1 pseudogene is annotated in these 639 nt (G+C 45.9%); it reads left to right on the plus strand.

Going from position 1 to position 639, the window contains the following annotated elements:
* A pseudogene (locus A3763_RS28030) lies at positions 1–639 on the plus strand (saccharopine dehydrogenase); the annotation flags it as partial.

Raw genomic sequence — 639 nt, forward strand, 5'->3', positions numbered from 1 at the left:
TGGTTTTGACTCGATTCCTTCCGACATGGGTGTGTACTTTCTTCAGCGTGAAGCAAAACATCACTATGGCGAATATTGCTACCATATCAAGATGCGCTTAAAAGCTGCAAAAGGGGCGATGAGTGGCGGTACCTTTGCCAGTATGAATAATGTGATGCTCGAAGCGAGTAAAGACCCTGAAGTTAAGAAGGTGATCTTCAACCCTTATGGTTTGAACCCTCAGGGGGAAATGTCGGGCCCTGATAAGCCAGATATGCAAAGCGTTAAATACGACTCTGACCTAAAAGCTTGGATCATGCCTTTCATCATGGCGGCAATAAATACGCGCGTTGTTCGACGCTCTCATGCTTTGAAGTCTTACCCGTATGGAAAAGACTTCCTTTATGATGAAGCGATGATGAGCGGCAAAGGCTTTACTGGAAGAGCCAAAGGTTATGCTGGCTTATTGACCTTAGGCTTGATGATGGCAGGTAAGCCGGGGTCTTGGTATAAAAATACAATTAATCGCTTTTTCCCTGAACCTGGTGAAGGGCCAAATAAAGCAGAGCGTGAAGCTGGCTTCTTCACCTTTAGTGTAATTGGCCGTATGAATGACCGAACATTGGTTGCCAAGGTTACAGGTGACCGAGACCCAGGTTA

It is taken from the genome of Oleiphilus sp. HI0128 (assembly GCF_001635365.1).